Source organism: Luteimonas sp. MC1750 (assembly GCF_016615955.1).
GTDB lineage: Bacteria > Pseudomonadota > Gammaproteobacteria > Xanthomonadales > Xanthomonadaceae > Luteimonas.
On sequence record NZ_CP067113.1, the window covers coordinates 175,717 to 201,444 of the forward strand.

Genomic DNA, 25,728 nt, shown 5'->3' on the forward strand with positions numbered 1-25,728 from the left:
GCCGCTAGGCGGCAATGGGTGGGGTGTCGTCGTCGTTCGGGGCGCTGTGGCCGTCGCGGTCGTTGGCCGCGGCGTCGCGCCAGATCCAGTCCGCCGGGCCCAGCGCCGGCAGGCCGTGGGCCGCGCGGGCGGTGTCGCACTGGCGGCTCGGCGCGCCGAACTCCCACGAGGCCGGCACGTCGCGGCAGGCCTGCGGGCGCACCGGGTGGATGCTGCAGCGGGAGCGGCGGCCGATGTCGGCATCCAGCGCGACGCAGCGCGGGCTCGAGCCGCCCGCGGTGCCGCGCATGGCGATCTCGTGGCTGCGCAGCGGAACGGTCAGCGCCGGCGGCACCTGCCCGCCCAGCGCAGGATCGGCCTCGGACCAGTGGAAGCTCACGCGGAAGTGGGCGCAGCAGGCACCGCAGCTCAGGCAGGGGTGGGGCATCGGCGGGGCCGGTGGGAACAGGGCGGAAGTTTTCCGCCAGCGGCCCCCGCGCGCAAGGGGTGCGGCGCTGTCAGCCCGCGGCGTCCAGCCCCTGCTGCCAGAAGTCCGCCTCCAGCCGCGACGCCGTGCGGAAGATGCCGACCAGCTCCGGGAAGCGCGCTTCGCTGGCATAGCGGCGGGCCAGGTCGTCCAGCCAGGCCTGGCCGGCCGCGCCGGCCTGCTGGAAGGCGTCGCCCGCGTATTCGGCGATCCAGTCGCGGTAGGGATGGTCGGCCGGGATCGCCTCGATGCCGTCGGGCACCAGCCGGCGGCCGATCTCGGCATAGCCCAGGGTGCAGGGGATCAGCGCCACCTGCAGGTCGAGCAGGTCGCCCGACATGCCCACGTCCAGCACGTAGCGGGTGTAGGCCACCGTGGCCTGCTGCTCCGCGGTCGCCTCGACGTCGGCGGCCGACAGGCCCCAGCGTTCGCATACGCGCAGGTGCAGGCCCATCTCGTCGAGGATCGCCGCCAGCCCGCCGCGGGCGGCCTGCATGTCGGCCAGGGTGCGGCTCTTGTACGCGGCCAGCGCATGCGCACGCGCGAACTGGATCAGGAACAGGTAGTCCTGCACCAGGTAGTTGCGGAACGCCGCCTGCGGCAGGCGGCCGTCGCCCAGGCCGCGGACGAAGGCGTGGTCGACGTAGGCGTTCCAGTCGTCGGCGGCGGCGGATTTCAGGCGCTCGAACAGCGACATGGCGGCACTCGGTGGACGCGGCGGCGCCGCAGGGGCCGGGGATTGTCGGCCATCGCGGCGGCCGGGGCCACGGCAGGCGCCACGGCAGGCGCATGAACCCGCGACGCCCAGCGGCGATAATCCCGGCATGACCGATGCCTGCAACATCGCCGCGGCCCTGCCGCGCATGGCCGCCGAGGCGCCCGACCGGATCGCCATGCGCTGCCCCGGGCGCGACGGACGCTACGACGTGGCGCTGAGCTATGGCGAACTCGACCGCCGCAGCGATGCCATCGCCGCCGGCCTGGCCGGTCGCGGCATCGCGCGCGGCAGCCGCGTGGTGGTGATGGTGCGGCCGACGCCGGCGTTCTTCCTGCTGATGTTCGCGCTGTTCAAGGCCGGCGCGGTGCCGGTGCTGGTCGATCCGGGCATCGACCGGCGCGCGCTGAAGCAATGCCTGGACGAGGCCGAGCCCCAGGCCTTCATCGGCGTGCCGCTGGCGATGTTCGCGCGCACGCTGCTGGGTTGGGCGAAGGCGGCCAGGCTGCGCATCACCACCGGGCGCCGCGCGCTGTTCGCCGACGGCACGCTGGAGCAGGTGGAACGCGCGGGCCACGGCGCCGGGCCGCAGCTCACCGCGACCGCGGCCGACGACGTCGCCGGGATCCTGTTCACCAGCGGCTCCACCGGCGTACCCAAGGGCGTGGTCTATCGCCATCGCCATTTCGTCGCCCAGGTGGACATGCTGCGCGCGGCCTTCGGCATCGCCGCCGGCGGCGTCGACCTGCCGACCTTCCCGCCGTTCGCGCTGTTCGATCCGGCGCTTGGCCTGACCTCGATCATCCCGGACATGGACCCCACGCGTCCGGCACAGGCCGATCCGCGGAAGCTGCACGCCGCGATCGAGCGCTTCGGCGTGACCCAGCTGTTCGGCTCGCCGGCGCTGATGCGCGTGCTGGCCGACCACGGGCAGCCGCTGCCGACGGTGACGCGCGTGACCTCGGCCGGTGCACCGGTGCCCGCCGCGGTGGTCGCGAAGATGCGCACGCTGCTGCCCGACGACGCGCAGCTCTGGACGCCGTATGGCGCCACCGAATGCCTGCCGGTGGCGGTGATCGAAGGCCGCGAGCTGGTCACCCTGCGCGCGCGCACCGAAGCCGGGGCCGGCACCTGCGTCGGCCGGCCGGTGCCGCCCAACGAGGTCCGGATCATCCGCATCACCGACGAGGCGATCACGGAGTGGTTGGACGCGCTCCTGGTGAAGCCGGGGCAGGTGGGCGAGATCACCGTGGCCGGTCCCAGCGCGACCGACAGCTACTTCCGCCGCGACGCGCAGACGCGGCTGGCCAAGATCCGCGAGCGGGTCGCGGTGGATCCGGGTGGCGGGAGTGGTGCGGGCGAGCGCATCGTCCACCGCATGGGCGACCTCGGCTGGTTCGACGCGGAAGGCCGGCTGTGGTTCTGCGGCCGCAAGTCGCACCGCGTGGTGACCGCGGCGGGCACGCTGTGCACCGAGCAGGTGGAGCCGGTGTTCGACACCCACCCCGACGTCCGCCGCACCGCCCTGGTCGGCATCGGCGAGCGTGGCGCGCAACGGCCATTGCTCTGCGTCGAGCTGAAGCCCGGGATCGCCAAGGCCGAACGGGCGCGGATCGCCGACGAACTGCGCCACATCGGCGAAGGCTTCGTGCATACCGCAGCCGTCGACAGCTTCGCCTTCCATCCCGCGTTTCCGGTCGACATCCGCCACAATGCGAAGATCGGCCGCGAGAAGCTGGCCGTCTGGGCCGCGCGCGAACGGCGCGCCGGCAGGGCATTCGAACCGGCCCGGGTGCCGGTCTGACGCAGCGAGGGGCGAAGTGCGGGTACTGGTCACCGGTGGCGGCGGGTTCCTGGGGCAGGCGCTGTGCCGCGGCCTGGTCGAACGCGGCCACGCGGTCTCGAGCTTCAACCGTGGGCACTATCCGCAGCTCGACGCGATCGGCGTGCGCCAGCTGCGCGGCGACCTGGCCGACCGCGACGCGGTGATCGCCGCCTGCGCCGGCATGGACGCGGTGCTGCACAACGCCGCCAAGGCCGGCGCCTGGGGCAGCTACGACAGCTACCACCGCGCCAACGTCATGGGCACCGGCAACGTGCTGGCCGGCTGCCGCGAGCACTTCGTGCCGAAGCTGGTGTACACCTCCACGCCCAGCGTGACGCATCGCGCCACCCATCCGGTCGAGGGCGGCACGGCCGACGCCGTGCCCTACGGCGAGGATCTCAAGGCGCCGTACGCGGCGACCAAGCTGATCGCCGAGAAGATCGTGCTGGCGGCCAACGACGCCACCCTGGCGACGATCGCCCTGCGCCCGCGGCTGATCTGGGGACCGGGCGACAACCAGCTGGTGCCGCGCCTGGCCGAGCGCGCGCGTGCCGGGCGCCTGCGCTTCGTCGGCGACGGGCTCAACCGCATCGACACCACCTACATCGACAACGCGGCGCAGGCGCACTTCGATGCGCTGCAACATCTGGACATCGGCGCCGCCTGCGCCGGCCGCGCCTACTTCATCAGCAACGGCGAGCCGATGGCGGTTCGCGACATCGTCAACGGCCTGCTGCGGGCGGTGGGTGCGCCCGAGGTCACCGCCACGGTGCCGTTCCCGGTGGCCTATGCGATCGGCGCGGCCTGCGAGACGGCCTGGCCGCTGCTGCGGCTGCGCTCGGAGCCGCCGCTGACCCGCTTCCTGGCCGAACAGCTCAGCACCACGCACTGGTACGACATGGGGCCGGCGACGCGCGATTTCGGCTATGTGCCGCGGGTGTCGATCGCCGAGGGGTTGCAGCGCCTGGCGGCGTCACGGGCCGGTGCCGGCACGGCCTGAGGACCAGACAGCCATCGCGCTGGGCGCCCCGGGCGGGCCGCTACAATGCGGCCATGGCCTCTTCCCCCTTTCCCCTGTCCGGCTTGAAGCCGCTGGCCGGCCGCGCGCTGGAGATGGCGCTCAACCGCGCGCTCGCCCTGGATGACGACACCCGCCAGGCGCTGTCGCGGCTGGACGGACGGCGTGTCGCGCTGCACCTGGCCGCGCCGCCGCTGGCGATGTCGATCCGCGTGGACGGCGAGGCCCTCCGCGTCGGACCGGCCGACGATGCCGCCGAGCCCGACCTGTCGGTGCGCACCACGCTGGGCGGCCTGCTGGGCCAGCTGCGCGGGATGCTCGCGGCCGGCGACGACTCGCACGCGACGCCCAGCGGACGCCTGCGCATCGAAGGCGACGCGGAGCTCGCGCGCGCGCTGCAGCGCCTGGCGCAGCGCTTCGATCCCGACTGGCAGCGGCCATTCGTCGCCGCCTTCGGCGACATCGTGGGCGTGCAGGTCGCCAGCGCCCTGGCCTCCGCGCTGAAGGGTGCGCGGCGCGCGGGCAGCGGACTGGCCGCCACCGCCGCCGAATACGTGGTGGAGGAGTCGCGTGACGTGGTCGGGCGCCTCGAGCTCGAGGCCTTCCACGACGACGTCGACGTGTTGCGCGACGACGTCGAACGCATGGCCGCGCGCGTCGCGCGGCTGGCCGCAGTCGCCGGGGGCGCGCGGTGAGGTCGGGACTGCATGCCCTGAAGATCGGGCGCGTCCTCCTCCGCTACCGCCTGCACACCCTCGCCGAAGGCACGCCGGCGGGCCGCTGGCTGTGGCTGCTGAGGCCGTTCGTGCCGCGCGCCACGCCCGAGGTGACGGACCTGCCGCGCGGGGCGCGCGTGCGCCTCGCCCTGCAGGAGCTGGGTCCGATCTTCGTCAAGTTCGGCCAGGTGCTGTCGACGCGCCGCGACCTGGTGCCGCCGGACATCGCCGACGAGCTGGTGCGGCTGCAGGACCAGGTCGCGCCGTTCGACGGCGAGGTCGCGCGCGCCATCGTCGAGCGTGAGCTGGGCCGCCCCGTGACCGAGGCCTTTGCCGGCTTCGACACCGTGCCGCTGGCCTCGGCGTCGGTGGCCCAGGTGCATGCCGCCCTGCTGCCCGACGCGACCGGCGGCGCAGCGCGCGCGGTGGTGGTGAAGGTGCTGCGTCCCGGCATTGCCGGGCGCATCGCCTCCGACATCCGGCTGCTGACCAGCATCGCCGCGTTCGTCGAGCGCACGCATCCCAACGCCGACAGGATCCGGCCGCGCGAAGTGGTGGACGAGGTGGCGACCACGCTCGCCGCCGAACTCGACCTGCAGCGCGAGGGCGCCAACGCCTCGGTGCTGCGCCGCAACTGGGAGGGCTCGACCGACCTCTACGTGCCGGCGCCGGTGTGGTCGCACAGCACCGAGCGCATCCTCACGCTGGAGCGCGTCAGCGGTTTCCCGAGCGACGACCTGGCGGCGATCGAGGCCGCGGGCCTGGACCGCAAGCTGCTGGCCGCCAAGGCTGTGCGGGTGTTCTACACCCAGGTCTTCCGCGACAACTTCTTCCACGCCGATGCCCACGCCGGCAACATCTGGGTGGACGACGATCCGGCGCGGCGGATGAACCCGCGCTTCATCGCGCTCGATTTCGGCATCGTCGGCCAGCTCTCCGGCGACGACCAGTACTACCTCGCCGAAAACTTCATGGCGATCTTCAACAAGGACTACCGGCGCATCGCCGAGCTGCACGTGCAGGCCGGCTGGATGCCCTCGCACGTGCGCCTGGATGAACTGGAAGCGGCAGTGCGCGGCGTGTGTGAGCCGTATTTCACCCGGCCGCTGGCCGAGTTCTCGCTGGGCGAGGTGCTGCTGAAGCTGTTCCGCACCGCGCAGCGCTACCAGCTGACGCTGCAGCCGCAGCTGATCCTGCTGCAGAAGACCCTGCTCAACGTCGAGGGCGTCAGCCGGCACCTGGATCCGCAGATCGACATCTGGGCGGTGGCGCGGCCGGTGCTCGAACGCATCCTGGCCGAGCGTTACAGCCCCAAGCGGCTGGCCGGCGAGTTCCGCCGCCGCCTGCCCGAGCTGGCCACGCGCGCGCCGGAGATGCCCGGGCTGCTGCACGCCTGGCTGACCCAGCAGGTCCAGGGCCGGCACCAGCTCGGCATGCGTTCCCCGGAGCTTGGCGAACTGGTGGAGGTGATGCGCGCCATGCAGCGCCGCACGGTGTCGGCGATCCTGGGCGTGGGGCTCTTGGTGGTTGCGGCCGTGCTGCATGGACTTGATGCCGGCGGCCCGCGCCTGTGGTCGGTGCCCGTGGCCGCCTGGGTCGCCGCCGCCGGCGGCCTCTGGGCGGTCCTCGCCGCCCTCCCCCGGCGATGAGCACCCCGGCCTGCAACAGCGACAACAGCCGCGATGCCGAGTCGCCCGTCTGTAGGAGCGGCTACAGCCGCGATGGCGAGCCGCCGGCTGGTGCGATCGCGGCTGTAGCCGCTCCTACAGAGGCGGCGGCTCTTCCGGTCCTCCACCTCGAAGGCGGTTTCGCGGTGGTCAACAAGCCCGCCCGCCTCATGGTCCACGACAGCAAGCTCGCGCGCGGCGAGGACGACTTCGCCGCCGACCGCCTGCGCGCGCAGTTCGGCCGCCCGATCCACCTCGTGCACCGCCTGGACCGCGCCACCAGCGGCTGCCTGCTGCTGGCCTTCGACCGCGAGACGGCGTCGACGCTGGGCAAGTCGCTGATGGCGGGCGAGGTCGACAAGGCCTATCTCGCGATCTGCCGCGGCTGGCCGGCGGAGGCGGCGTTCACCGTCGACCATCCGCTCGACGGTGGCCCGGGCAAGCCGCAGAAGAAGCCCGCGGTCACCCGCTTCGAGCGCCTGGCGACCGCCGAGCTGCCGATCCCCTCGGCCGGCTTCGAGACCTCGCGTTACGCGCTGCTGCGCGCCTGGCCGCAGACCGGACGCTTCCGCCAGATCCGCCGCCACCTCAAGCACCTGTCGCACCACCTGGTCGGCGACACCAGCCACGGCGACGGCCGCCACAACCGCAGCTTCCGCATGCTCGGCATCCACCGCATGCTGCTGCATGCGGAGCAACTGGCGTTTCCGCATCCGCAGGACCCGGCGCGCCGCGTGCACGTCACCGCGCCGCCCGACGCGGAATTCGCGCGTGCGCTGGCATTCTTCGCGCCTAAGCAGGACGCCTGACGGCTGCCACACCCGAACGCCATGACCACCACGCCGCCTGCCATCGCCATTCCCGAGGACGAACTCGTCGAGCGCTTCGTGCGCGCGTCGGGACCGGGCGGGCAGAACGTCAACAAGGTCGCGACCGCGGTCGAGCTGCGCTTCGACATCGCCAACTCGCCCTCGCTGCCCGAGGCGGTGCGTGAGCGCCTGCTCGCCAAACGCGATCGTCGCCTCACCGACGACGGTGTGCTGGTGCTGAACGCGCAGCGCTTCCGCACCCAGGACCGCAACCGCCAGGATGCGCGCGAGCGGCTGGCGGCCTTCATCGAGTCCGGCCGCACGGCGCCGAAGAAGCGCGTGGCGACCAGGCCCAGTCGCGCCGCCAAGGCCCGGCGCATGGATGCCAAGCGCGAGCGCAGTACGATCAAGCGCGGGCGCAACGTGCGCGACTGGGACTGAGACGGCAGGACACATGAGGGAACCCGGCGATGACATCCTTCCGGTGCTGCCGCCGAACGTGCCGCGCCTGCGGCCAAACCGGTTCGCGCGCTGGTTCGGCCGCGGGATCCTCCTTCTCGGAGGCTGGCGCGTGGTCGGTGAATTCCCCGACGTGCCGCGCGTGGTGCTGATCGCGGCGCCGCATTCGTCGAACTGGGACGGCGTCTGGGGCCTTGCGGTGAAGCTGGGCCTGGGCCTCGACATCAGGATCCTGGGCAAGCGCGAACTGTTCTGGTGGCCGCTGTCGCGGCTGCTGCATGCGCTGGGGGTGATCGCGGTCGACCGCAGCCGCTCGGCCGGCGTGGTGGAACAGGTGGCGGAGATGATCCGCGGCCGCGAGCGCCTCTGGTTCGGGCTGGCGCCCGAGGGCACGCGCAAGCCGGTGGAACACTGGAAGAGCGGCTTCCTCAAGATCGCGCGCGCGGCCGACGTGCCGGTGCTGCCGGTGTACTTCCACTATCCCGGCCGGGTCATCGGGATCGGCCCGCTGTTCCACGTCGGTGACGACACCGGGGCCGACATGCGCCGCATCCGCGCGTGGTACCGGCCGTGGCGCGGACGCAACCACGGCGTCGACTGATGGACCATGCACGCAGGCGCCGCGCGGCGGCGATGCGGGAGGAGAGGGAATGGACATGCGAAGGCTTGCGGGTGGGCTTATCGCCGCCCTGTTCGGATTGGGGCTCGGTGGCTGCGCAACGGGCGCCGGTGCCCCGTCAAGGCCGGGCGAGGGCGCGGACGCCAGCGGCGCCTCGACCGCTGCTGCGGTCCGGCCGGTGCTCGCCATCCACGGCGGTGCCGGGGTGGTGCGCGCGGGCCTGGGCGAAGCCGACCAGGCCGCGGCACGCGCGGCGCTCGAACGCGCGCTGCGTGCCGGCCACGCACGGCTGGCCGATGGCGCGCCGGCACTCGATGCGGTGACCGCGGCGATCACCGTGCTCGAGGACGATCCGGCCTTCAACGCGGGTCGCGGCGCGGTGTTCACCCACGATGGACGCAACGAGCTCGACGCCTCGCTGATGGACGGGCGGGACGGTCGCGCCGGCGCGGTCGCCGGGGTGCAGCGCGTGCGCAACCCGATCCTGCTGGCGCGCGCGGTGATGGAGCACTCGCCGCACGTGATGCTGGCCGGCGCGGGCGCGGAGGCCTTTGCCGAGGCGCAGGGGATCGAGCGCGTGGACCCCGCGTACTTTAGGACCGAGCGGCGCTGGGAGCAGCTGCAGCGCGCGCTGCGCAGGGAGGCGGCGGAAGGCGCCGAAGCCGGAGCGCAGGAGGCGTCGGGCGACGAGCCGGCGTACTTCGGCACCGTCGGTGCGGTGGCCCTCGATGCCGCCGGCCATCTCGCGGCCGGAACCTCGACCGGCGGCATGACCAACAAGCGCTGGGGGCCGGATCGGCGACGCGCCGATCATCGGCGCCGGGACCTGGGCCGATGCCGGCTGTGCGGTCTCGGGCACGGGCTGGGGCGAGTTCTACATCCGCACCGCGGCGGCGCACGAGATCTGCGCGCGGGTCCACCATCGCGGCGAGCCTGTCGCGGTCGCGGCCGGGGCGGTGATCAACGGCGAGGTCGTGCGTGCCGGCGGGGATGGCGGCGCGATCGCCCTGGACGCCGACGGCAACGTCGCCTTCCCCTTCAACACCGAGGGCATGTACCGCGGCTGGATCGGCGCCGACGGCGTGCCGCACGTGGCGGTGTTCTCGGGTGAAGCGCTGCCGCTGCCGCAGTACTGAGGTTTTCTGTGGGAGCGGCCATGGCCGCGATCCAGGCGGGCGGCAATCGCGGCCATGGCCGCTCCCACAAAGAACAGCCCGCCCGGCGCGCTAGCGCTCCGAGTGCCCGCTGTCCTCGTGGCCGCGGCGCACGAACAGGTCGGGCTTGATCAGGTCGATGAAAGCCCGCGCCTGCGGTGACAGCACCTTGCCCTTGCGCACCACCACGCCGTAGCTGCGCGCCGGGAACCAGGCGTCGAGCGGGCGGATGGCGAGGCGTTCGCTGTCGGTGTCGTCCAGGCAGATTGAACTCACGATCGAAATGCCCAGACCCATCGCCACGTACTGCTTGATCACCTCCCAGCCGCCGACCTCCAGCGAGACCGTGTAGGGCACGCGCGCCTGCTGGAACACCAGGTCGACCAGGCGCCAGGTCACCTGTCGCTGCGGCGGCAGGATCAGCCCGTGCCTGGAGATGTCCTGCAGCGTCAGCCGCGGCGTGGTCGCCAGCGGATGGTCGAGCGGGGTGATCAGCATGGGCTGGAACGAATACACCGGCACGTAGCTGAGGTCGGCGGGCACGTCGAGCATCGAGCCGACCACCAGCTCCACGGTGTCCGCGCGCAGCAGGTCGGTGCCGTCGGCGCTGATGGTGTTGTGCAGGCGCAGGCGCACCTCGGGGTGCTGCTCGCGGAAGGCGCCGACGATGCGCGGCAGCAGGTACAGGATGGTCGAACTGTTGGCGGCGATCTCCAGTTCGCCCGCGTCCATGCCGGCCAGCTGGCGTCGGAAGGCCGCCGGGAGGGCGTCGATGCCCTCGACCAGGGGGCGGGCAAGTTCATACAGGGCCTCGCCTTCGCGGGTGGGCAGAAGGCGACGGCCGTTGCGCTCGAACAGCCGCGCACCCAGCTCGCGCTCGAGGGCCTGCAGCTGCTGGCTCACCGCCGGCTGGCTGACGTACAGCGCCTCGGCGGCGCGCGAGACCGAGCCCAGCCGGGCCACCTGGCAGAAGGCGCGCAGCGGCTTCAGGCGGTCCCCCTTGTAGGCGAATCGGGGCGTGCGTTCGGGGCTCAAGACCGCGACCTGCCTCAGGTATAAGTACAACTTATCAATCGCATTGTTATATCTGTTTTGTCAAATAAAGCCGGCGCAGGGATGGTGGCCAACCACGCCACGCCGGAGTCCGGAATGTCTGCAGCGCCCCAACATGCCGTCAGCGATGTCCGCATTGTGGCCGGGTGCACGGCCGCCCCGGACCTGCTGGACGCGGCGGCCCTGGCCGTCCTCGGCGGCCTGCAGCAGCGCTTCGAGTCGCGACGCCAGGCCCTGCTCGCTGCGCGCCGCGACCGCCAGGCGGCCTTCGACCGCGGGGAGCTTCCCGACTTCCGCGCCGACACCCGTGCGATCCGCGACGGCGACTGGCGCGTGGCGGCGCTTCCGCAGGCGCTGCTCGACCGCCGGGTCGAGATCACCGGCCCGGTCGATCCGAAGATGGTCATCAACGCGCTGAACTCCGGCGCCAGCTGCTACATGGCCGACTTCGAGGATTCGACCGCACCGACCTGGGACGCGCTGCTGACCGGCCATCGCGCGCTGCGGGAGGCGGTGGCCGGCACCCTGGCCTTCGACGGCGACACCGGCAAGGCCTACCGGCTCAAGCCCGAGGCCGAACGCGCCGTGCTGATCGTGCGTCCGCGCGGCTGGCACCTCGACGAGAAGCACCTGCTTGTCGACGGCGCGCGGATCTCGGCCAGCCTGTTCGATGCCGGCCTGTTCTGCGTCCTCAACGGCGCCGCGCTCGCGGCCCGGGACCGCGGCCCCTACCTCTACCTGCCCAAACTGCAGTCGATGGAGGAGGCCGCGCTCTGGAACGACGTGCTGGCGCACCTCGAGCAGGCGCTGGGCCTGCCCGCGGACTGCATCAAGGTCACCGTGCTGGTCGAGACGCTGCCCGCGGTGTTCGAGATGGACGAGATCCTGCACGCGCTGCGCGGCCGGATCGCGGGGCTCAACTGCGGGCGCTGGGACTACATCTTTTCCTACATCAAGACCTTCCGCGCGCATCGCGACCGCGTGCTGCCCGAGCGCGGCCAGGTGACGATGACCCAGCCGTTCCTCAAGGCCTATTCGGAGCTGCTGGTGCGCACCTGCCACCGCCGTGGCGCGCACGCGATGGGCGGCATGGCGGCGCAGATCCCGATTTCGGGCGACCCGGACGCGAACGAAGCCGCGCTGGCGCGGGTGCGCGCCGACAAGAAGCGCGAAGCACGCGCCGGCCATGACGGAACCTGGGTCGCGCACCCGGCGCTGGTGCCGGTGGCACGGGAGATCTTCGATGCCGCGATGCCCGGCCCCCACCAGCACGCGGTCGCGCGCGAGGACGTCGACGTCGACCGTGAAGCGCTGATCGCGCCGCCGCTGGGCACGATCACCCGCGCCGGCTTCGAGGGCAACGTCGAGGTCTGCGTGCGTTACCTGGCCGCCTGGCTCGACGGCAGCGGCTGCGTGCCGATCCACTGGCTGATGGAGGATGCCGCCACCGCCGAGATCGCCCGCACCCAGCTGTGGCAGTGGCTGCACGCCGCGGATGGCGGCCACGCGCCGCTGCATCTCGCCGACGGCAGCGTGATCGACGAGGTCCTCTTCGAACAGGCGCTGCTGAACCTGCCTTCGCGCCTGGCCGCGCAGGGGCCGATCCCGGGCGCGGGACGCGTTGCCGAAGCCATCGGGATGCTGGAAGAACTGACCCGCAGCACGACGCTGGAGGAGTTCCTGACCCTGCCGGCCTACGAACGACTGGCTTGAGCGCTCATGACCCCGTGCCCCGCGGCCTCTGCCCCCTCCTCCTCCTGTAGGAGCGGCTACAGCCGCGATCCCCGCAAACCCGAATCGCGGCTGCAGCCGCTCCTGCAAGACCCCGTTTTCATAAGAATCCGCACCCGCATGCGCCCTTCCCGCGGATCGCGGCCATGGCCGCTCCTACAACAAAGCCGCTCCTGCGGGAGCGGGCAGCTGAACCCACTGGAGATCCCGACATGAGCACGAAGCTTCCCAACGCCGACGCCATCCGCACCGACTGGACCACCAACCCGCGCTGGGCCGGGATCACCCGCAACTACTCCGCGGACGACGTGGTGCGCCTGCGTGGCACCGTGCACGTCGAACATTCGCTGGCGCGCCTGGGCGCGGAGAAGCTCTGGGGTTCGCTGCACCAGCGCCCCTACGTCAACGCGCTGGGCGCGCTGACCGGCAACCAGGCCATGCAGCAGGTCAAGGCCGGGCTGAAGGCGATCTACCTGTCCGGCTGGCAGGTGGCGGCCGACGCCAACCTCGCGGGCCAGATGTATCCCGACCAGTCGCTGTATCCCGCCGACTCGGTGCCGGCGGTGGTCAAGCGCATCAACAACGCGCTGCTGCGCGCCGACCAGCTGCACCACGCCGAGGGCGACGACTCGATCGACTTCCTGCAGCCGATCGTGGCCGACGCCGAGGCCGGCTTCGGCGGCGTGCTCAACGCCTTCGAGCTGATGAAGGCGATGATCGAGGCGGGTGCGGCCGGCGTGCACTTCGAGGACCAGCTGGCCAGCGTCAAGAAGTGCGGCCACATGGGCGGCAAGGTGCTGGTGCCCACGCGCGAGGCCGTGGAGAAGCTCAATGCCGCACGCCTGGCGGCCGATGTCTGCGGCGTGCCGACGATGCTGGTCGCGCGTACCGACGCCGAGGCGGCGGATCTGCTGACCAGCGACGTCGACGACAACGATCGCCCGTTCACCACCGGCGAGCGCACCGTCGAGGGCTTCTACAAGACCCGCAACGGCCTCGACCAGGCGATCAGTCGCGGCCTGGCCTATGCGCCCTACGCGGACCTGGTGTGGTGCGAGACCGGCAAGCCCGACCTCGGCTTCGCCCGCGCCTTCGCCGAGGCCATCCACGAGAAGTACCCGGGCAAGATGCTGGCCTACAACTGCTCGCCGAGCTTCAACTGGAAGAAGAACCTGGACGACGCCACGATCGCCCGATTCCAGGACGAGATCGCGACCTACGGCTACAAGTTCCAGTTCATCACGCTCGCCGGCTTCCATGCGCTGAACTACTCGATGTTCAACCTCGCGCACGGCTATGCGCGCCGCCAGATGAGCGCCTTCGTGGAGCTGCAGGAGTCGGAGTTCGCGGCGGCCGACAAGGGCTTCACCGCGGTCAAGCACCAGCGCGAGGTCGGCACCGGCTATTTCGACGCGGTGACCCAGGCGATCCAGCAGGGGCAGTCGTCGACCACGGCGCTCGCCGGTTCGACCGAGGAAGAGCAGTTCCAGGCCGCGGTCGCCTGATCGCGCTGCGGGCCGCCGGCGGCTCCCGATCCGCGGGGCCGGCCGGCGCTACTGCGCGACGAAGCCGCGATAGCCGAGGGCCTCGGCCAGGTGCGCGCTGCCGATGGCGTCGCGGCCATCGAGGTCGGCGATCGTGCGCGCGACGCGCAGGATCCGATGCATGGCGCGGGCCGACAGCTGCAGGCTGTCGATCGCGCGCTCCAGCAACGCCTGGTCGCCGTCCGCCAGGCGGCAATGCGCGGCGGTACCGGCCTGGTCGAGGTGCGCATTGAGCACGCCTGCACGCGCGAGCTGTCGTCCGCGCGCGGCCTCGACTCGGGCCCGCACGGCCGCGCTGGCCTCGCCGGCCGGCGCATCCGGCCGCAGCTCCGCGGGCGACATGCGCGGAACGTCGACGTGCAGGTCGATGCGGTCGAGCAGCGGGCCGGACACGCGCATGCGGTAGCGCTGCACGGCGTCGAGGCTGCATTGGCAGCGGCCCGAGGGATCGCCCGCCCAGCCGCAGGGACACGGATTCATCGCCGCGACGAGCTGGAAGCGCGCCGGGAACTCGCTCTGCCGCGCGGCGCGCGAGACCGTGACCGTGCCCGACTCCAGCGGCTCGCGCAGCACTTCGAGGACGCTCCTGCTCCACTCGGGCAGCTCGTCGAGGAACAGCACGCCGTTGTGCGCCAGCGAGATCTCGCCCGGACGCGGCTCGCCGCTGCCGCCCACCAGGGCGATGGCGCTGGCCGTGTGGTGCGGGGCGCGGAACGGCCGCTGCCGCCAGCGAGCCGGGTCGATGCCGCGGCCGCTGATCGAGGCGATCGCGGCGGTCTCCAGTGCTTCGGCCTCGCTGGCCTCGGGCAGGATCCCGGGCAGGCGCGAGGCCAGCAGGGTCTTGCCGCAGCCCGGGCTGCCGCTCAGCAGCAGGTGGTGTCCGCCGCTGGCGGCGATCTCCAGTGCCCGTCGCGCGCGCAGCTGGCCGCGCACGTCGGCGAGGTCCGGGCTGCCGGTCGCGCCCGTCCTGCCTCCCGGATCGGCCGCGGCCCGCGGCAGGACGCGCTGTCCGGTGAGATGCGCGCACACCTCCGACAGCGTACGGGCCACGCGCACGTCGACGCCGCGTGCCAGTGCCGCCTCGGCCCCGTTGCCGACAGGCACCACCAGTACGCGACCGGCCTCGCCGCAGGCCAGCGCAGCCGGCAGCACACCGTCGACCGCGCGCAGCTCCCCGGCCAGGCCGAGCTCGCCCATGAACTCGTGGCCGGCAAGCGCCGCCTGCGGCAGCTGGTCACTGGCCGCGAGGATGCCCAGCGCGATCGGCAGGTCGAAACGGCCGCCGCCCTTGGGCAGGTCGGCCGGCGCCAGGTTCACCGTGGTCACGCGCGGCGGGAATTCGTACTGGGCGCAGCGGATCGCGGCGCGCACCCGGTCCTTGGACTCGCGCACCGCGGCCTGCGGCAGCCCGACCATCGACATGCGCGGCAGTCCGCCGCTCATGTAGACCTCGACCGTCACTTCCGGCGCGCGCACGCCGGCGCGTGCACGGCCGTGCACGATCGCGAGCCCCGCCATGGCGGTGGCCTCAGTGGGGTTGCTGGGACTGCGGCGGCGGCGCCATCGGCGCGGCGCTGCCGCCTGCGCCGAGCTGGGATTCGAGCTGCGAGACCTGCGCCTGCAGGGCCTCGAGCTTCTCGCGGGTGCGCAGGAGCACCGCCTGCTGCACGTCGAATTCCTCGCGCGTCACCAGGTCGAGCCGCGCCAGGCCGGCCTGCAGGACCGACTTGAAGTTCTCCTGCAGCTCTTCGCGGCTCTCGCGCAGGCCCGGGGGAACCAGGCCACTGAGGCGGCGGGCAAGGTCGTCGATGTGTCCGAGGTCGATCATGTGGGGTGTCCTCCGGTGTTGCCTGCAGCCTGGCCGCGGCGGGGGTCGCGCGCCATCGGGTGCAGGCGCGCGGGGATGTGGGAAAAGGCCCGTCCGCCGCCCGGGCCGCGGTATCCTGCGCGCACCGAAAGCGGAGACCGCGTGATGAAGATGATCATGGCGATCATCAAGCCGTTCAAGCTCGACGACGTGCGCGAGGCGCTGTCGGAAGCCGGCGTGGCCGGGATCACCGTCACCGAGGTCAAGGGCTTCGGCCGGCAGAAGGGCCACACCGAGCTCTACCGCGGCGCCGAGTACGTGATCGATTTCCTGCCCAAGATCAAGCTCGAGGTCGCGGTCACCGACGACCAGGCCGAGCTGGTCACCGAGGCCATCCTCAAGGCGGCCTCGACCGGCAAGATCGGCGACGGCAAGGTCTTCGTGTACGAACTCGAGCGCGTGGTGCGCATCCGCACCGGCGAGCTGGACTCCGACGCCCTGTAGGAGCGCCTGTAAGAGCGTCTGTAGGAGCGGCTACAGCCGCGATCGGCGTTCGGTCCTGGCGGCGGCGGTCCCGGCAGGCCGGGATCGCGGCTGTAGCCGCTCCTGCAGGGCGCGGCGCGCGCGCTTCAGCCCAGCGCTTCGGCCACGAACGGCGGCAGCACCTGTGCGGCCTTGTGGATGTCGGCGCTGTAGTACTTCGTGTCGAAGTCCTTCTCGCGCGCGTCGTCCTCGCGGAAGCCGAACCCACGACCGCCCTTGCGCGCCAGCGTGCAGCTCCACCAGCCGGTGGGGTAGCAGGGCTGCGGGAAGGGCAGCGTCTGGAAGCTGTCGAAGCCGGCCTTGCCCATCTCGGCGCGCATGGCCTGGATCAGCTCCAGCAGCACCAGCGGCGACTCCGACTGCTGCACCAGGATGCCGTCGTCCTTGAGCGCGCGGAAGCAGCTCTCGAAGAAGCTCTTGTTGAACAGTCCTTCGGCCGGGCCCACCGGGTCGGTCGAATCCACGATCACCACGTCCAGGCTTCCCGGCGCGCAGTTCGCCATGTAGGCGATGCCGTCGTCGAACATCACGTCGGCGCGCGGATCAGTGTTGGATTCGCACAGCTCGGGGAAATACTTCTCCGCCATGCGCGTGACCTGCTCGTCGATGTCGCACTGCACGGCCTTCTCGACGCCCGGATGCTTCAGCACCTCGCGCAGCGTGCCGCAGTCGCCGCCGCCGATGATCACCACCTGCTTCGGGTCGGCATGGGTAAACAATGCCGGGTGCGTCATCATCTCGTGGTAGAGGAAGTTGTCGCGCGTGGTGACCATCATCGCGCCGTCGATGAGCATGACGTTGCCCCAGTCGGTCGATTCGAAGATCTCGATCTTCTGGAACGGCGACTGCACCTCGTCGAGCTTGCGCGTGACGCGGTAGCCGATGGCGGAGCCGGCGGGATCGAAGTTCTCGTAAAGCCAGGTCGGGGCGGTCATTGCGGGCGTCCGGAAGCGGGAGCGAAGGCCGCGGATTGTAGCGGACGGCCCCGGTCGGGCATGTCGCCACGCCTTGCACAGCGGGAATCGCAACGGTCCTGCATGTCGTTGCGCTTCCCCGACAGGGACCGCGTGGCTGGCGCGAGCGGCCAGCGGCGGAACGGCGTTCGCTGGCGACGTTTGCACGGGGAGTTGCCGCCCCGAAGGCTAGAATGCGGATCCCTTCACGTGCCCCGGATCTCCGCCCATGACCGCCTGGTCCATCGACCAAGCCCGCAAGACCTATTCGATCCCGCACTGGTCCTCGGGTTATTTCGACGTCGACGGCGCCGGCCGCGTGGTGGTCCGGCCGCGCGGCGCGGGCGGACCGTCGATCCCGCTGCCCGAGGTCGTGGATCGTGCGCTGGACCAGGGCGCGAACCTGCCGATGCTGGTGCGCTTCCCCGACGTGCTGGGCGACCGCCTGGGCGCGCTGCAGTCGGCATTCGCGCAGGCGCAGGCCGACTGGGACTACACCGGCGGCTACACGGCGGTCTATCCGATCAAGGTCAACCAGCATCGCGGCGTGGCCGGAACGCTGGCCTCGCACGCCGGCGAAGGCTTCGGACTGGAAGCGGGCAGCAAGCCGGAGCTGATGGCAGTGCTGGCGCTCTCGCGCCCGGGCGGCCTGGTGATCTGCAACGGCTACAAGGACCGCGAGTACATCCGCCTGGCGCTGATCGGCCGCAAGCTGGGCATGAACGTCTTCATCGTGGTGGAGAAGCCCTCCGAGCTGAAGTTGGTCATGGAGGAGTCGAAGGCGCTGGGCGTGGCGCCGGTGCTTGGCGTTCGCATGCGCCTGGCCTCGCTGGGCGCGGGCAAGTGGCAGAACTCCGGCGGCGACAAGGCCAAATTCGGCCTCAGCCCGCGTCAGCTGCTGGACCTGTGGAAGTCGCTGCGCGATGCCGGCATGGGCGACGCGCTGAAGCTGCTGCATTTCCACATGGGTTCGCAGATCTCCAACGTGCGCGATATCGCGCGCGGCATGCGCGAGGCGACGCGCTATTTCGTCGAACTGTCGCAGCTCGGCGCGTCGATCGATTACGTCGACGTCGGCGGCGGCCTCGGTATCGACTACGAGGGCACGCGCTCGCGCAGCTACAACTCGGTCAACTACGGCATGGCGCAGTACGCGTCCAATATCGTGCAGCCGCTGGCCGACGCCTGCGCCGAGGCCGGCCTGCGCCAGCCGCGGCTGGTGACGGAGTGCGGGCGCGCGATGACCGCGCACCACGCGGTGCTGGTGGCCAACGTGTCCGAGGTCGAAGCCGCGCCCGAGGGCCGCGTGCCGGACGCGCACGACGACGAGCCGGCGGTGATCCGCCACCTGCGCGACATCCACTCGGAGCTGGAGGAGCGTCCGGCGGTCGAGCTGTTCCAGGAAGCCCAGCACCACCACGCCGAGGGCCTGAGCCTGTACGCGCTCGGCCAGCTCGACCTGGTGCACCGCGCGCGCATCGACGACCTGTTCTATGCCATCGCCCACGCCGTGAAGGCGCGGCTGACCTACGACGAGAAGAGCCACCGTGCCGTGCTCGACGAGCTCAACGAGCGCCTGGTCGACAAGTACTTCGTCAACTTCAGCGTGTTCGAATCGATGCCCGACGTCTGGGCGATCGACCAGGTGTTCCCGATCGTGCCGATCGAGCGCCTGGACGAGGCGCCCACGCGTCGCGGCACCATCGCCGACCTGACCTGCGACTCCGACGGCAAGATCGACACCTACGTCGAGAACGAGGACCTGGACAGCTCGCTGCCGCTGCACGAACTGCGCGCCGGTGAAAGCTACCGCCTGGGCTTCTTCCTGGTGGGTGCCTACCAGGAAATCCTGGGCGACATCCACAACCTGTTCGGCGACACCGACGTGATCGCAGTGAAGGTGGATGGCGAGGGCTATGCCATCGCCCAGCAGCGCCGCGGCGACACCACCGACGTGATGCTCGACTACGTCGGCTACGCGCTGGACGACCTGCGCGCCGAGTACGACGCCAAGGTCGCCGCCGCCGCGCTGCCCGCCGACGAGGCGACCAACCTGCGCGCCGCGCTGGAAGCCGGCCTCACCGGCTATACCTACCTGGACGACACACCCCTCGACTGAACGCCCACGCATGCACTGTAGGAGCGGCTACAGCCGCGATCGCTTCGGCGTCACGGCTGATCGCGGCTGTAGCCGCTCCTACAGTGCGCGGGGCTGATCGGGCCTGCGTGCTGGATCTGATCGCGGCTGTAGCCGCTCCTACAGGGGTGGCGGCGGCGTGGCGCGCCAGGGCGCGGCGACGAGCAGGACGCCGAGGAGCACCAGGGTCGCGCCCGCGATCCGCGTCCAGTCGGCGGGGCGCTGCGCCTGCAGGACGCCGAAGTGGTCGAGCGCGAGTGACGCCACCACCTGGCCCAGCACCGCCAGGCAGATCGCCGAAGCCGCGCCCACGCGCGGGATCAGCAGGGTGAACACCGCGACATAGACCGCGCCGAGCACGCCGCCGATCCAGATCCACGCCGGGAAGCGCGCGTCGGGCGCCGCGCCCCAGGGCGTGCGCATCGCCAGCAGCCAGGCGCCCAGCACCACGCTGCCGACCAGGAACGAGACGAAGGCCGCCATCACCGGCCCGTGCAGCGCGCCCGCCAGGCGCGCATTGACCAGCCCCTGCAGCGGCAGCACCGCGCCGATGGCGACGATCGCGAGCATCGCCAGCCAGGGATTCACGGCGCCCGGTGGACCTGCAGTCCGGCCAGCGACTGGCTCACCGGCATGACTTCCAGGCGGTTGATGTTGAGGTGCGGCGGCAGGGTGGCGATCCACCAGGTGGATTCGGCCACGTCGGCGGCCGTGATCGGCTGCGTTCCCGCGTACAGCGCGTCGGAAGCGCCCTGGTCGCCGCCGGTGCGCACGAGGGTGAACTCGGTTTCCGCCAGCCCGGGCTCGATCACGCTCACGCGCACGCCGGTGCCGTGCAGGTCCGAGCGCAGGTTCAGCGAGAACTGGTCGACGAAGGCCTTGGTGGCGCCATAGACGTTGCCACCGGGGTACGGATAGACGCCCGCGACCGAGCCGATGTTGACGATCGCGCCGCGGCGTTCGATGAGCACCGGCAGCAGCCGGTGTGTCATCGTGACCAGCGCGGTGACGTTGGTGTCGATCATCTGCCGCCACTGGGCGAGGTCGCAGGCCTGTGCCGGCGCGGTGCCCAGCGCCAGTCCGGCGTTGTTGACCAGCAGGTCGACGTCGCGGAACGGTGCCGGAATCGCATCGATCGCGGCACCCATGGCGTCGGCGTCGCGGATGTCGAAGCAGGCGGTGTGCACGCGCTCGCGGCCGAGGCGGTCGGCGAGCGCATCCAAGCGGTCCTGCCGGCGCCCGGTGGCGATGGCGCGCCAGCCGCCGGAGACGAAACGCTCGACGATCGCGGCGCCGAATCCGGCCGTGGCGCCGGTGACGAGCAGGGTCTTCATGCCGTCAGCGGGCGCGGATCGCCAGCGCTTCGAGCCCGCCGTTGCCGAGCTTCTGCTTGGCTTCGGCCAGCTCCGAGGCGGTGCCATAGGGCCCCATCCGCACCCGATACATGGCGCGGCCGTCGATGTCGGCCTGTTCGACGCGGGCGACCAGGCCGAGCATGGCGATGCGCGCCTTCAGCGCCTCGGCGTCGGTGTTGCTGGCGAACGAGCCGGCCTGGAGGATGTAGCGCACGCCGTCGGCGGCCGGCGCCGACGCGGTGGCCGCGGGCGCCGCCGCGGGCGTCGCGGTGGCCGCCGGTGCCGGCGTGGCCGGCCGCGTCGGCGTCGCCGCAGGGGCCGGGGCATCCGCCGCCAGCTCCGCGGCATCGGCATCCAGCTCGCGCTGCTGCGCGGCGCGCTCGCGGGCCAGCAGCTCGGCCTGGCGCTCCTGCTCGGCGCGCGCGCTCGCGGCCAGTTCGGCGTCGGTCATGGCCACTTCCTGGCCCGGCAGCAGGGTGTAGAAGTCGTACTGCGTGCCGGCCGCGGCATCGTCCTGCGGGCGTCCCGACTGCGACGGGCGCGTCGGTGCCGGCGCGTCATCGGCGACGCTCTCGCCGGCCTCGGGGCTGGCGACGGCAGGCGTCGCGTCCGGGTTCGGCGTCGGCCGGAAGAAGCCCTGGTCGCTGCCGGACTTCAGCAGCTTCGGCGCCGCCATCACCACCACGATGGTCAGCAGCACGCCGATGATCATCCAGGCCCATCCCGGCAGCGACGCGCTGCTGCCGCTGTTGCGCCGTGCCTGGGACTTGCCACGCTTGACTGCCACTTACATCGCCTCCGGGGCCTGCACGCCCAGCACGCCCAATCCGTTCGCGAGCACCTGGCGGGTGGCCAGGGCCAGGGCCAGGCGTCCGTCGCGGACGTCGGCCTCATCCACCAGGAACTGGTGGTCGTTGTAATACGACTGGAAGGCCTGTGCCAGCTCCAGCAGGTATTGCGCCACCAGGTGCGGTTCGAGCAGCTGTCCGGCGGCCGCGAGCAGCTCCGGCCAGCGGCTGATCGAGGTCACCAGTTCCAGGGTGGCGGCGCTGTCCAGGTCCAGCGCCTGCGCCAGGCCGTTGTCCAGGTCGAAGGCCAGGCCGCGCTCGTCCACCTGGCGCATCAGGCCGCAGATGCGCGCGTGCGAGAGCTGCACGTAGTAGACCGGGTTGTCGAGCGACTGGCTGCGCGCCAGGTCGATGTCGAACACCAGCTGCGAGTCGGGCTTGCGCGCGACCAGGAACCAGCGCGTGGCGTCGCGCCCGGCCTCGTCGATCAGGTCGCGCAGGGTGAGGTAGCTGCCCGCGCGCTTCGAGAGCTTCACTTCCTCCCCGCCGCGCATCACCGTGACCATCTGGTGCAGCACGTATTCGGGATAGCCCTGCGGGATGCCGGCGTCGAGCGCCTGCAGGCCGGCCTTCACCCGCGCCAGCGAGCCATGGTGGTCGGCGCCGAGCTCGGTGATCGCGCGTTCGTAGCCGCGCTGCCACTTGGACAGGTGGTAGGCGACGTCGGGCACGAAATAGGTGTAGGTGCCGTCGGACTTGCGCATCACGCGGTCCTTGTCGTCGCCGAAGGCGGTCGTGCGCAGCCACAGCGCGCCGCCCTCTTCGTAGGCATGGCCACGTTCGACCAGCTGGCGCACGGTGTCCTCGACCTTGCCCCCGGCATACAGCGAGGACTCGAGGAAGTAGACGTCGAAGGACACGCCGAAGGCCGCCAGGTCGCCGTTCTGCTCGTTGCGCAGCCAGGCGACGGCGAAGCGCCGGACGGCGTCGGTGTCGTCGGCGTCGCCGGTGCCGTGCACGACCTGGCCTTCGACCTCGACGCTCTCGCGATCGAGGAAGGCGCGGGCCACGTCGGCGATGTAGTCGCCACGGTAGCCGTCCTCGGGCCAGCCGGCGTCGTCCGGGCGGATGCCGCGCGCGCGCGCCTGCACCGAGCGGGTCAGGTTCTCGATCTGCACGCCGGCGTCGTTGTAGTAGAACTCGCGCTTCACGTCCCAGCCGTTGGCATCGAGCACGCGCGCGATGCAGTCGCCGATCACCGCCGCGCGGCCGTGGCCGACGTGGAGCGGGCCGGTGGGATTGGCCGAGACGTATTCGACGCCGGCCACGCGCCCCGCGCCGCTGGCATTGCGGCCGTAGGCCGGGCCCTGCGCGTGCACGTCGCGCAGTTGGCGCTGCCAGGCGTCGGCCGAAAGGCGGAAGTTGAGGAAGCCGGGGCCGGCGATCTCCACCGCGGCGATGTCGCCGCCGGCCGGGATCGCGTCCACCAGCGCCTGGGCGATCGCGCGCGGGTTGCTGCGCGCGGGCTTCGCCAGCAGCATCGCGGCGTTGCTGGAAAAGTCGCCGTGCGCGCGGTCCTTGGGACGCTCGATGACGAAATCGGGCGCGGCCAGGTCGGGGGGCAGGGTGCCCTGTTCGCGGAGGGCGGCGATGCCCTGTTCGACCAGGGCCTTGAGCGTTGATTTCACTGGGTCTGGGACTGCGGCGTACGGCTGCACATTGTACGCGAGGCGGCCACGGCGGCCCGGCGCAGCCGCGACCGCAGCCCCGGCATCCCCGCCTAGACCCAGCCGCGCGCCGCCAGCGAGACCGGCGCGCCGTCGCCGATGACGAAATGGTCCAGCAGGCGGACATCGACCAGGTGCAGGGCCTGCTTGAGCCGCGCGGTCACCGCGCGGTCGGCGGCGCTGGGTTCGCTGCTGCCGCTCGGATGGTTGTGGCCGACGATGACCGCGGCGGCGTTGTGCGCCAGGGCCCGCCGCACGACCTCGCGCGGGTGCACCTCGGCGCCGTCCACCGTGCCGCGGAACAGCTCCTCGAAGGCCAGCGCGCGGTGGCGGGTGTCGAGGAACAGAGCCGCGAACACCTCGCTGGGATGGCCGCGCAGGCGCTGGGCGAAATAGCGGCCCGCGGCCTGCGGATCGGTCAGCGCCTCGCCGCGCTCCAGGCGCGAGGCCATGTGGCGGCTGGCCAGCTCCAGCGCCGCGGCCAGCTGGCAGGCGCTCGCCGGCCCCAGCCCGGGCAGCTTGAGCAGGTCGGCAGCCGGGAGCTCCAGCAGCCGCCGCAGCGGGCCATGGTCGGCCAGCAGCCGGCGCGCGGTGGCCACCGCGTCCAGCCCGCGCACGCCCGAGCCGAGGAACAACGCCAGCAGTTCGGCGTCCGACAGCACCGCGGCACCGCGGGCGAGCAGCTTCTCGCGCGGACGTTCGCCGCTGGGCCAGTCGCGGATATGCATCACGGGGTCTCCAAAGTGGTCGTCGGCCGCCGGCGCGTCGCGGCAGGGGAAGGGCACCGCGTGGCAGGTGTCGGGGGGCGCCTGCGCCGGCAGCCGACGTGGCGCCATTGCACGCGATTGGCGCCAGCGCCGCCGCCGGCCGGCCAAGGCCGTTCGGGTAAGCTGTCGAACCCTTCCCGGGTCAGGACACTCCGAGCGCGCATGGCCAGTGCCCACAGCCCACTCGATGGCGAACGCATCCTCCTCTGCGTGTGCGGCGGCATCGCCGCATACAAGTCCGCCGACCTCGTGCGCCGGCTGCGCGACGCCGGCGCGCAGGTGCGCGTCGCGATGACCGAGGGCGCGACGCATTTCGTCGGTGCCACCACCTTCCAGGCGCTGTCGGGCGAAACCGTGCGCACGTCGCTGTGGGATCCGGCGGCCGAGGCCGCGATGGGCCACATCGAACTGGCCCGCTGGGCGACCCGGGTGCTGGTCGCGCCGGCCACCGCCAACACGCTGGCCAAGCTCGCCAACGGGTTCGCCGACAACCTGGTGACCACGCTGTGCCTGGCCACGACGGCGCCGCTGGCGCTGGCCCCGGCGATGAACCACCGCATGTGGCTGCACCCGGCGACGCAGGCCAACATGGCGCGCCTGCGCGAACGCGGCGCACGGGTGGTCGGGCCGGTGGACGGGCCGCTGGCCGAGGGCGAGTCGGGCCCGGGCCGCATGGCCGAACCGCTGGACATCGTCGCCGCGCTGGCGGCCCCGGCGGCATGACCGTCGGAGACCTCGCCGGCCTGCGCGTGGTGGTCAGCGCCGGGCCGACGTTCGAGGACATCGATCCGGTGCGCTTCGTCGGCAACCGCAGCAGCGGCAAGACCGGATTCGCCATCGCCGCCGCGGCCGCGCGGCGCGGCGCCGACACCGTGCTGGTCGCCGGACCGGTGGCGCTGGACACGCCGGCCGGCGTCGAACGCCGCGACGTGCGCTCGGCCGCGCAGATGCACGACGCGGTGCTGTCCGCGCTGCCGGCCGATGTCTACGTCGGCGCCGCCGCCGTCGCCGACTTCACCCCGGCCACGGTCGCAGGCGGCAAGCTCAAGAAGCAGCCCGGCACGGACGGCCTGGTGCTGGAGCTGGTGCGCACCGCCGACATCCTCGCCGACGTCGCCGCGCACCCGCAGCGCCCGCGCCTGGTGGTCGGCTTCGCCGCCGAGACCGGCGACCTCGCCGACAATGCCCGCGACAAGCTGCGCTGCAAGCGCGTGGACATGATCGCCGGCAACCTCGTCGGCATGGCCGGCAGCGGCTTCGAGGCCGACGACAACACCCTGCACGTCTTCGATGCCACGGGCGTGCGCGTGCTCGGCCCCGCGGCGAAGACCGCGCTGGCCGACGCGCTGCTCGACCTCGTGGCCGCGCGCCTGCCGTGACCGACCGACAAGGACCGCCCCGCCCCATGCCGCACACGCTCGACCTGAAGATCCTCGACCCGCGCATCGGCGGCGAGTGGCCGCTGCCGGAGCACGCCACCGCGGGCAGCGCAGGGCTCGACCTGCGCGCGGCCATCGACGCACCGCTGGAGCTCGCCGGCGGCGACACCGCGCTGGTGCCGTCGGGCATCGCGATCCACATCGCCGATCCCGGCCTGTGCGCGATGGTGCTGCCGCGCTCGGGCCTTGGACATCGCCACGGGCTGGTGCTGGGCAACGGCACCGGCCTGATCGACGCCGATTACCAGGGACCGCTGATGGTCAGCCTGTGGAACCGCTCGCGCGAGGCCTACACCGTACAGCCCGGCGACCGCATCGCCCAGCTGGTGCTGGTGCCGGTCGTGCGCGCAGGGCTGCGGGTGGTGGATACTTTCGACCAGAGCGCGCGGGGCGCGGGTGGCTTCGGCCATACCGGCGTGCGCTGACCCGGGGAGCA

23 protein-coding genes and 2 pseudogenes are annotated in these 25,728 nt (G+C 72.1%); 14 read left to right on the top strand and 11 right to left on the bottom strand.

Translation table 11 applies throughout. The annotated features are described in order from the left end of the window. Positions 1-4 precede the first annotated feature (4 nt). Positions 5-427: a YkgJ family cysteine cluster protein gene (locus JGR68_RS00845; protein ID WP_199362970.1), complete on the bottom strand. Its 423-nt coding sequence runs from the start codon at positions 425-427 to the stop codon at positions 5-7. Positions 428-497: 70 nt separating this feature from the next. Then, positions 498-1,163, bottom strand: coding sequence for a TenA family protein (locus JGR68_RS00850; RefSeq protein ID WP_199362969.1), 666 nt, complete (start codon positions 1,161-1,163; stop codon positions 498-500). 127 nt (positions 1,164-1,290) lie between these two features. Between JGR68_RS00850 and oleC the strand changes: the two genes are divergently transcribed. The 8 genes and pseudogenes from oleC to JGR68_RS00890 all read left to right on the top strand — a co-directional run bounded on the left by oleC (position 1,291) and on the right by JGR68_RS00890 (position 9,430). Beyond that, complete coding sequence (gene oleC / locus JGR68_RS00855; RefSeq protein WP_199362968.1) at positions 1,291-2,985, top strand: olefin beta-lactone synthetase; 1,695 nt, start codon at positions 1,291-1,293, stop codon at positions 2,983-2,985. A 16-nt stretch (positions 2,986-3,001) separates the two neighbouring features. After that, the gene (gene oleD / locus JGR68_RS00860) at positions 3,002-4,006 is read left to right on the top strand and encodes a 2-alkyl-3-oxoalkanoate reductase (RefSeq protein WP_199362967.1); all 1,005 of its coding nucleotides are present in this window, start codon (positions 3,002-3,004) and stop codon (positions 4,004-4,006) included. A gap of 53 nt (positions 4,007-4,059) precedes the next feature. Next, positions 4,060-4,719 (top strand): SCP2 sterol-binding domain-containing protein, encoded by a 660-nt coding sequence (locus JGR68_RS00865; protein ID WP_199362966.1) that lies wholly within the window; start codon positions 4,060-4,062, stop codon positions 4,717-4,719. Beyond that, positions 4,716-6,389 carry a ubiquinone biosynthesis regulatory protein kinase UbiB gene (ubiB, locus tag JGR68_RS00870; RefSeq protein ID WP_199362965.1) on the top strand — a complete coding sequence of 558 codons (1,674 nt, stop codon included), beginning with the start codon at positions 4,716-4,718 and terminating at the stop codon, positions 6,387-6,389. Before JGR68_RS00865 ends, ubiB begins: the two co-directional genes overlap by 4 nt. A gap of 95 nt (positions 6,390-6,484) precedes the next feature. Next, a complete protein-coding gene (locus JGR68_RS00875; protein WP_343225132.1) occupies positions 6,485-7,216 on the top strand; it encodes a pseudouridine synthase in 732 nt (243 codons plus the stop codon). A 21-nt stretch (positions 7,217-7,237) separates the two neighbouring features. Beyond that, complete coding sequence (gene arfB, locus JGR68_RS00880; protein ID WP_199362963.1) at positions 7,238-7,657, top strand: alternative ribosome rescue aminoacyl-tRNA hydrolase ArfB; 420 nt, start codon at positions 7,238-7,240, stop codon at positions 7,655-7,657. A 13-nt stretch (positions 7,658-7,670) separates the two neighbouring features. Continuing rightward, positions 7,671-8,276, top strand: a complete 606-nt coding sequence (locus JGR68_RS00885; RefSeq protein WP_199362962.1) for a lysophospholipid acyltransferase family protein — start codon at positions 7,671-7,673, stop codon at positions 8,274-8,276. A gap of 196 nt (positions 8,277-8,472) precedes the next feature. Then, a pseudogene (locus JGR68_RS00890) lies at positions 8,473-9,430 on the top strand (isoaspartyl peptidase/L-asparaginase). Positions 9,431-9,520: 90 nt separating this feature from the next. Here JGR68_RS00890 and JGR68_RS00895 read toward each other — a convergent pair. Next, the gene (locus tag JGR68_RS00895) at positions 9,521-10,483 is read right to left on the bottom strand and encodes a LysR family transcriptional regulator (protein WP_199362961.1); all 963 of its coding nucleotides are present in this window, start codon (positions 10,481-10,483) and stop codon (positions 9,521-9,523) included. A gap of 114 nt (positions 10,484-10,597) precedes the next feature. Between JGR68_RS00895 and aceB the strand changes: the two genes are divergently transcribed. Both aceB and aceA read left to right on the top strand, forming a co-directional pair. Further along, positions 10,598-12,214 (top strand): malate synthase A, encoded by a 1,617-nt coding sequence (aceB, locus tag JGR68_RS00900; RefSeq protein ID WP_199362960.1) that lies wholly within the window; start codon positions 10,598-10,600, stop codon positions 12,212-12,214. Between the two features lie 230 nt (positions 12,215-12,444). Then, a complete protein-coding gene (aceA, locus tag JGR68_RS00905) occupies positions 12,445-13,737 on the top strand; it encodes an isocitrate lyase (protein WP_199362959.1) in 1,293 nt (430 codons plus the stop codon). 48 nt (positions 13,738-13,785) lie between these two features. Here the strand turns inward: aceA and JGR68_RS00910 are convergent, their stop codons facing one another. Further along, positions 13,786-15,294 (bottom strand): YifB family Mg chelatase-like AAA ATPase, encoded by a 1,509-nt coding sequence (locus JGR68_RS00910; RefSeq protein ID WP_199362958.1) that lies wholly within the window; start codon positions 15,292-15,294, stop codon positions 13,786-13,788. Between the two features lie 10 nt (positions 15,295-15,304). Then, positions 15,305-15,604 (bottom strand): accessory factor UbiK family protein, encoded by a 300-nt coding sequence (locus tag JGR68_RS00915; protein WP_199362957.1) that lies wholly within the window; start codon positions 15,602-15,604, stop codon positions 15,305-15,307. 144 nt (positions 15,605-15,748) lie between these two features. Between JGR68_RS00915 and JGR68_RS00920 the strand changes: the two genes are divergently transcribed. Next, positions 15,749-16,087, top strand: a complete 339-nt coding sequence (locus JGR68_RS00920; RefSeq protein WP_199362956.1) for a P-II family nitrogen regulator — start codon at positions 15,749-15,751, stop codon at positions 16,085-16,087. Between the two features lie 125 nt (positions 16,088-16,212). Here JGR68_RS00920 and speE read toward each other — a convergent pair whose 3' ends face one another. Then, positions 16,213-17,061, bottom strand: coding sequence for a polyamine aminopropyltransferase (gene speE / locus JGR68_RS00925; RefSeq protein ID WP_199362955.1), 849 nt, complete (start codon positions 17,059-17,061; stop codon positions 16,213-16,215). Between the two features lie 247 nt (positions 17,062-17,308). On the opposite strand from speE, the gene speA reads away from it, so the two are divergent. After that, positions 17,309-19,198, top strand: coding sequence for an arginine decarboxylase (gene speA / locus JGR68_RS00930; RefSeq protein WP_199362954.1), 1,890 nt, complete (start codon positions 17,309-17,311; stop codon positions 19,196-19,198). A gap of 138 nt (positions 19,199-19,336) precedes the next feature. On the opposite strand, the gene JGR68_RS00935 is transcribed toward speA, so the two are convergent. From JGR68_RS00935 to radC, 5 genes are all read right to left on the bottom strand, one after another. Continuing rightward, positions 19,337-19,804 carry a DMT family transporter gene (locus tag JGR68_RS00935; protein WP_199363377.1) on the bottom strand — a complete coding sequence of 156 codons (468 nt, stop codon included), beginning with the start codon at positions 19,802-19,804 and terminating at the stop codon, positions 19,337-19,339. Beyond that, positions 19,801-20,550 (bottom strand): SDR family NAD(P)-dependent oxidoreductase, encoded by a 750-nt coding sequence (locus JGR68_RS00940; protein WP_199363376.1) that lies wholly within the window; start codon positions 20,548-20,550, stop codon positions 19,801-19,803. The genes JGR68_RS00935 and JGR68_RS00940 overlap by 4 nt, the downstream gene beginning before the upstream one ends. Positions 20,551-20,554: 4 nt before the next feature. Next, a complete protein-coding gene (locus JGR68_RS00945; RefSeq protein WP_199363375.1) occupies positions 20,555-21,358 on the bottom strand; it encodes an SPOR domain-containing protein in 804 nt (267 codons plus the stop codon). Beyond that, on the bottom strand, positions 21,359-23,047 hold the full coding sequence (gene argS / locus JGR68_RS00950; RefSeq protein WP_199363374.1) for an arginine--tRNA ligase: 1,689 nt from the start codon (positions 23,045-23,047) through the stop codon (positions 21,359-21,361). Positions 23,048-23,139: 92 nt separating this feature from the next. Continuing rightward, on the bottom strand, positions 23,140-23,814 hold the full coding sequence (radC, locus tag JGR68_RS00955; protein ID WP_199363381.1) for a DNA repair protein RadC: 675 nt from the start codon (positions 23,812-23,814) through the stop codon (positions 23,140-23,142). A 201-nt stretch (positions 23,815-24,015) separates the two neighbouring features. On the opposite strand from radC, the pseudogene coaBC reads away from it, so the two are divergent. After that, a pseudogene (coaBC, locus tag JGR68_RS00960) lies at positions 24,016-25,232 on the top strand (bifunctional phosphopantothenoylcysteine decarboxylase/phosphopantothenate--cysteine ligase CoaBC). Between the two features lie 26 nt (positions 25,233-25,258). Further along, entirely contained in the window at positions 25,259-25,717 is a 459-nt protein-coding gene (gene dut / locus JGR68_RS00965; protein ID WP_199363373.1) for a dUTP diphosphatase, read from the top strand. Positions 25,718-25,728: the final 11 nt, after the last annotated feature.